General features: G+C 37.6%; 8 protein-coding genes. All 8 read right to left on the reverse strand.

Annotation, left to right across the window (positions count from 1 at the left end; all coding sequences use genetic code 11):
• Positions 1-743: hypothetical protein (locus QZ659_RS19825; RefSeq protein ID WP_291728716.1), on the reverse strand; the 743-nt coding region annotated here is incomplete at its 3' end.
• A complete protein-coding gene (locus QZ659_RS19830) occupies positions 736-1,260 on the reverse strand; it encodes a hypothetical protein (protein WP_291728718.1) in 525 nt (174 codons plus the stop codon). The genes QZ659_RS19825 and QZ659_RS19830, both read right to left, overlap by 8 nt.
• A gap of 2 nt (positions 1,261-1,262) precedes the next feature.
• Positions 1,263-2,060, reverse strand: a complete 798-nt coding sequence (locus QZ659_RS19835; RefSeq protein ID WP_291728720.1) for a hypothetical protein — start codon at positions 2,058-2,060, stop codon at positions 1,263-1,265.
• A 1-nt stretch (position 2,061) separates the two neighbouring features.
• Positions 2,062-2,451, reverse strand: coding sequence for a hypothetical protein (locus QZ659_RS19840; protein WP_291728722.1), 390 nt, complete (start codon positions 2,449-2,451; stop codon positions 2,062-2,064).
• Positions 2,452-2,581: 130 nt separating this feature from the next.
• Positions 2,582-2,803 carry a hypothetical protein gene (locus QZ659_RS19845; protein WP_291728724.1) on the reverse strand — a complete coding sequence of 74 codons (222 nt, stop codon included), beginning with the start codon at positions 2,801-2,803 and terminating at the stop codon, positions 2,582-2,584.
• A gap of 20 nt (positions 2,804-2,823) precedes the next feature.
• Entirely contained in the window at positions 2,824-3,831 is a 1,008-nt protein-coding gene (locus QZ659_RS19850) for a DUF6712 family protein (protein ID WP_291728726.1), read from the reverse strand.
• A complete protein-coding gene (locus QZ659_RS19855) occupies positions 3,828-4,577 on the reverse strand; it encodes an N-acetylmuramoyl-L-alanine amidase (RefSeq protein ID WP_291728728.1) in 750 nt (249 codons plus the stop codon). The genes QZ659_RS19850 and QZ659_RS19855 overlap by 4 nt, the downstream gene beginning before the upstream one ends.
• Positions 4,564-5,903 (reverse strand): hypothetical protein (locus QZ659_RS19860; protein WP_291728730.1); only part of this gene is annotated, 1,340 nt, incomplete at its 5' end. The genes QZ659_RS19860 and QZ659_RS19855, both read right to left, overlap by 14 nt.

Genomic DNA, 5,903 nt, shown 5'->3' on the forward strand with positions numbered 1-5,903 from the left:
GTATAGGTGCTTGTTCCTGATGGAATATTTCTAATATCTATGATGGTACTGGTATTCAAATCCCTTATAATTACCTGGGTAGGTAAGTCTATTTGAGCTGTCACTTTATACGTGCCAGCTCTCAAGAACCTTTGTGAGAAATAAGACTTTCGTCCCTCTCTTGGTTCTACCGTTTTATGAGAATACCCTGAACCAGAATCAAAGCAATCAGCAGGCTCATCTACTGGAGGAGGCTCTTCTTCTCTGACTTCATACTCTAAAAAAGGAGACAGATAACGAGAATTACAGACTACCTCAAAAATATATTTGTTGGGGTCGGCTGTATCTGTACCTGTTTGCTGTGCTATTTGCATCATTGCCCAATCTTCCTCTGTACCGATAAGTTTCCAATCGTCATTGTTATTTCTAAAAATGACGGTTATAGGCTCATCTTGAAGCTGCGTAATTCTAGCCAGCACTTCGGGTCTATCCTTGGGAACAGAAAAAGTAAGCGTTTGAGGAAATGACAAGCCGTGTGTGCTTCTCGTATTTTGCTGTTCGTGAAAGCCTAAATAACGAGTATGATATATTTTTTCAAATACACTCAGTAGCTCCTCTTTCGCTGATATTTTTATGATTCCGTTTTTCCCTCGGTATCTTTCTATCAGAAGCTGATACTTCTCAAAATTACATCTTTTGAGAAAACGCACTTCACAAATTCCACCAATATTTGAATTACCTGAATACTTTTTTATTTCACTCATTCCACTCCTCCTCTCTGTAGGTTAGCAGCTCATTAGCAGAGTTCTGAATATCAAACTCAAAGAGCCAGCCGTAAGAGCTGTCTCCAATTCTTCCAACATAGGTTTGTTTTACAGAATCCAGCGAAAATGTAGAGATAAACGAAGGACATTTTTTGCCCTCAGCGTGCAGCTCTCTATCGTGTAGCATTTTACCGATAATAGCAGAACCGATCTGAAAGAGCTCATCCGATTTTTTGTCCATATCTTCAAAATCAGTTTCTTCTACATCTTGCACAATGGCAAAAGCAGATTGCATCAGTAGCCGTTTTGCCTCTGCATCGTCCTCTAAAAAACGCCCTTCAAAGTTGTAGAGAATGAGACAAGGTTCACTCAAATCTAATTCAGCTTTGAGTCCACCTAAAAGCTCCTCAATGTTCCCTGTGGTGAAGCGTTTCCTGTCTTCTTCGGGATTATGAAGAATTTTTCTGTAGTTTCTTGCAATATTTTCAAAATAGTTCTGATACTCGTACACTATCATGGCTATGATTTTTGTTTGTTGTTTCTCTCAGCTTCTGCTTGTGCTTCTCTATCTCTGATGATGCGCTTGTTCATAGAAAAGAGAACATTGTGAATGTTAAGCTCTCCGACTTGTTCCATCTTGGTTACATCTGTGCTTAAATCATCTAGGACTCCAGCCCAGCCAAAGTCTCGCCTTTTTGTCTCTTCTTTTTCTCCTCCAAAAACAGCATCATACGTCTGAGCAAGCACTTGACGATTGCCTATGTACCACATGAGAAATAGCTCTTTCTTTTCAGGCAGTAGATTTTTAAAAAATGTAGACTCTTCTTCGATAGTCTCTGCGTTGAAGGTATCTTTTAGGTAGAAGCACGCCATCATTTTATCGATAGCTATTTCGTCTCCTGTCTGTGCATAGGCTAAGAAATTAGTATCTGCGTGTACCCATTGCCAAAACTGGGTTTTGTCAAAATCCTTACATACTCTTACTTTTTTAAGTGGCTTTTTGACCTTGGTAAGCAGTAGCTTTGTACAAGACTTCTCCTCTTCAAATATCCAATCGGTAAAAGCCAGCAGCTTGAAATTATCTTTCTGACTGTGATTTTTAAGAAGGAGAGCAAAAAATAGATCACTTTTGAAACCTTTTTTAAGCAGTCTAAGATTGAGCAGTACTTTGAGCATAAGAAAGCGCACAGAAAAACACTCAGGGTATTTTTGCAGTCGCAAAATACGGAGGGCTTGATCTAAAAAAAGCTCATCCCACTTGGATGGAATGAGCTTTTCAGTTCGATACTTTTCGTTATGTAAAGTAAGTGTGTTCAAATTAGCTTTGTCTGATTTGTTTGTAGAGTTCTACCAGTTCCACACCCTCTTCTACTAAGTCTCCAGCCTTTTTGATAAGTACAAGCGTTTTTTCAACAAGCTCTTCTACTTTATCATTTTTGAGGTCGAAGTCTTCTTTGACAAACTCAACAAGTTCTTGACGCTTGAGAGGATTTTTGAGGTGTTTTGTTTGCTTTACGGCAGATTTTACATTTTTGAGTTTGGAGATTTTACCTACCAAAATCATAGTTTCAGCCAAGGTTTCTTGTGGCTCTACCTTTTTATCCTCCAAGACACGTTCAGCCGATTCAGCAGCATCAAGTGTAAAGGAGACGACACTTTTGAGGTCATCGATATTCTGCGAATCAGTATTTTTAACTAGCTCTTCCATACGATATAAATTGAATTTAGATAAGAGGTTCAAAAAAACGCCCCTATGCGCTGATTTTGAATGATTAGACCTCAATTTAGGGCTATTTAGTATTGATTCTTAATAGCCAAAAAAACACATTTTTATTTTGTTATACTACAGGATTGAAAAGCGTAGTTGCTTTAGCCAGTACAGCAGTCATCGCTGTATTATAATCTGTGAGTTTTTCTTGTGTAAAATCTTCAATTCTGTAATCTACACCATCAACATCTTTTATTTTGATGCGCTTATCTGCAAGATTAAAGGTTACTTTTAGAATAATTTGATTTTCAACAAATTGAATAGTAAGGCATTGGTCGTTTTCTGTAGGCATAATGATATAAAGTTTAGTGATTAAATACGCACAATTTTTCTTTTACTTCTCTTGCATTTGCAAACGCTCTGATGGCATTTGGAGCAGCAAGAGCTAGTTTTCTTTTTTTCTGGATATTTAGCTTCTACCTCTGGGTAGAGCCTTCTGTTTTTCTTGAGATAGGCTTCAAGATTTGCGAGTTCTTTCTTGCCTTGTGTTTCGTGCGTTTGTTGCGCCATCGAAATCAAATTCGCTCTAGCAGCCGTTTTGCCTTTGATGGTGTGTGTGTTGTTTGTAGAAACGGTCGTAATTCCATCTTTATCGATAATAATAGGCTTTGTTTTCATAAACTCAGCCATTGTGAGTTTTGCCAGTGCGAGCTGTGCCATTTCCAAAACGATAAGATATTTTTCTTGTAGCTGTCCGTTTTTCTGTTTCTCCAGTATTTTTTCAAATAGCTCTTCACACATAGGAAAAATAAGGGTGCGCTGCGTGCGCATCATCGTAGGCTTCATTTCCACAAAAAGCCTACGGTTTTGGTCAATAAAAACACTTCTATTGAACGTTTTAGCCGAATCAATGAGACATTCTTTGGCTTCTGTAAAAGCATCTGAAGTAACCCACTTTGGAAATTTAGCTTTTTGTTCTGTCAAAAACTCCAGCATTTCCTCTATGGCAGCATAGCCATTTTTTTCATAGCTGCGCTCTAGCTTTTGTACTTGCCACTCTGGAGCAGTTTTTTTATCCTTTGTATGTATATTATGAATACCAATTTTTGACACCTGTACCAAATCTGAAGGAACAGACAATGAAGCCGAGAAATTAGCGACTACCCTTCTAGCGTGGTCTAATAGCTCTTTTTGATGATTTGTTAGACTTCCATTATCAAATTTTCTAGCTAGTTCGTTGTACTGCGCTTTTGAAAGAGAGGGAATCAGAAATCTGTTTGTTGCTACTCTAATGTTGTCTTCAATAAGCTCTAATTTTGAGGCCACGTTACGAGGAATGTACTTCCTGTATTCTTCTAAGGTTTTAAAAAGTAGTATCATATCACTAGGTTATCCATTTCCCAAACTGTATTATTGTAGAACTGTAAGGCATAATCATCTTGTACATCTTCACGCATTGCCAGTAGAGCATCTTCATAGTTGTCAAAAAACAAAAACTCATTGAGTTTAGCAGGACAAAGCGTTTGTTTACACATCCAAAAATTAGCCTCATAATCATAATCCCCATCTGTCCAATCTTGCTTGAGCATTTTTATATTATACTTAGGAGCAAGATGTTTATTAATTCTTAGCCACAAATCATCTGCACTTCTATCTGACTCTGTGTAACCAAGAGATGTCCAAATAGACACGCCTCTAGCTTTCTGCTTTTTAGAAGCATTAGAATGAAGACTATCTAAGGTACACTTTTGTACCTCTTTGTGATAGGTATTTATGATGCGTGTTCTTTCCTCCAAAGGAGTATCTAAATATTCGTGATTGAGAACTAAATATTTGATACCATTTTCCTTGTAGTGCTTCAAGACTTTGTTTTGCATGATGCGATTAAAAACGTCCTCAAAGAAGGTACTTCCCTTGTGAAAGTTTCCTTTTTTGTGTATCCAAAACTTACCTCTAGTCAAATACTTTCCATCTGGACTTATTCCTGAATGTCCAGCGTCAGAACCTTTACAATATTTTGAATCTGGCTTTACAGTTCTTGCATCGTCTAGCTCTCCCTTTGACTCTTTGAGCAGTAGAAGAGCTTGCTCTAAATGATAAATAGCTTCTTCTTTACTCTGCTGCATTTTCTCGTTTTTTAGGGGTTACTTCGTCTTTGGTTTGTAGGAAAGATTTTTTGAAGCGAAACTCTATAATTTCACCGTGCTTGTCGTTCCAACCGTTGTATTCTGCTATGAACTTGAGTGGATCAAGGATTTCGTACTCTTCTGCATAATTGACGATAGAAAACAGATTCCAATATTCTCTCACATCAGAACCACTTCCAGCTCCCTGTCCTGTTTTACCAGGGGCATTTCCTCCGAGAGCTGAGGGGAAGCCCAAATGATGAAAAATATGAGAATTAGCTTCTTGAGAATCTTGTATGTACTCTCCATCTTTGATTTCACTTCGGACAGGTTCTATTTCCCACGAAGGGTATTTTTCTTGTGTATTTGCATCAAACTTGTAATGCATCATGAGAGCTTTACCAGCATTTTCATTCCCTGTCAAAAAGTCCTCAAACTCTAGTAGTGCTTCGTCTATTTTGCTCTGTTTCTCATCACTAGAAAAAGAATCCCAACCTCCGTTACCATCTTCATCAGCTGTAAATTTCCACTCCCAGTAATGCTCAGGAATTTTGATAATGTACTTGACGGTAATTTGATTTTCCATCAAGGCTTTTTTAAACAAAGGAATTGCTTTAGCGACATCTAACCAGCCACTCTCCAAAAGAGCTGACCAGTAGGAGTCTTGATAGTATTTTTTACCTGTGGGCGTAAAAACAGGGTAGATAAATTTGAAGGAAGTATTCTTTTTAATTTCCTCCATATCGTAGGTATAAATATCAATAACAGGTACTTTGATAGCATCTTTTGCTGCTGGATCTTCGTGCCAATTTGTTTTGATATAGCAATTTTTTATAAAACCATTGCTATCGTGTTTTTCCCATCTGCAGAACTCAGCTTCTTGGGCTACTAGGGAGACGATTTGTTTTTTATCTACTGAAAAGACAAACTCTGGATAGGCATGATTGTAGAAAATTTTATCCGAAATAGCCTTGAGCGCATAGCGATTGATATTAGAACGATAGAGCCATTTTTTGATTTCTTTGTCTTTGATGCGTATAAATTCATCGTCCTCATTTACATAGCCAAATTCAATTCCTCTAGAGAACATGGCTTTCATCTTGAAATAGAGCGTAGAGGAAACAATTGTTCCTTTAATCATCTCTTTAAGACGGTAGGGAAAATCGTTATTTTGTCCCCAATAGGCTACTTTTTCATCAGAGTAATTTTCCTCTGTGCGTAGCTCTTTTGGATTTGTAGGAGAGGGTTTAGAAAATTTTGTCAAAACAACCCCTCCTCTATTTTTCAAATAGTGAACACTTCTATCAGGAGTTGAGATTACATTTT

This window comes from Bernardetia sp. (genome assembly GCF_020630935.1).
Taxonomy (GTDB): Bacteria; Bacteroidota; Bacteroidia; order Cytophagales; family Bernardetiaceae; genus Bernardetia.

Excerpts from the sequence above, each read along its gene's own strand:
- QZ659_RS19830 (WP_291728718.1), bottom strand. The coding sequence starts at position 1,260 with ATGATAGTGTACGAGTATCAGAACTATTTTGAAAATATTGCAAGAAAC.
- QZ659_RS19840 (WP_291728722.1), bottom strand. The coding sequence starts at position 2,451 with ATGGAAGAGCTAGTTAAAAATACTGATTCGCAGAATATCGATGACCTC.
- QZ659_RS19845 (WP_291728724.1), bottom strand. The coding sequence starts at position 2,803 with ATGCCTACAGAAAACGACCAATGCCTTACTATTCAATTTGTTGAAAAT.
- QZ659_RS19850 (WP_291728726.1), bottom strand. The coding sequence starts at position 3,831 with ATGATACTACTTTTTAAAACCTTAGAAGAATACAGGAAGTACATTCCT.
- QZ659_RS19855 (WP_291728728.1), bottom strand. The coding sequence starts at position 4,577 with ATGCAGCAGAGTAAAGAAGAAGCTATTTATCATTTAGAGCAAGCTCTT.